The following is a 271-nucleotide window of genomic DNA, read 5'->3' as shown; positions in this document are numbered from 1 at the left end:
TTTATATGGTGAATTGTGTAACGCATTAACAGCAGCACCATACTTCAATAGGTCTTCAACAATTTGCAAATATCCTTTTTCAACAGCAGCATGTAATAACTCAGGATTATTCGCATCTTCGGGGTTAACAATAAGACCATACTCTAGAAGAGCCTCAACAATCTTTTTATACTTTTCTCCATAGCCATGCACTGCGGTTTTAAGAGAGCTTCTGTTACTTTGATTATTAATATCAGGACAATACTTTAAAACATCCTCAGCAATCATTAAA

At 34.7% G+C, this 271-nt stretch carries 1 protein-coding gene; it reads right to left on the bottom strand.

Annotated elements, in window-relative coordinates; translation table 11 throughout:
- Window positions 1-271 (bottom strand): ankyrin repeat domain-containing protein (locus tag AB6N09_RS05700; protein WP_411131956.1); only part of this gene is annotated, 271 nt, incomplete at both ends.

The sequence above is a fragment of the Wolbachia endosymbiont of Tettigetta isshikii genome (genome assembly GCF_041154185.1).
Lineage (GTDB): Bacteria > Pseudomonadota > Alphaproteobacteria > Rickettsiales > Anaplasmataceae > Wolbachia.
Note: the sequence above shows the minus strand (reverse complement) of the source record. Positions and strands in the feature narration are given on the sequence as shown.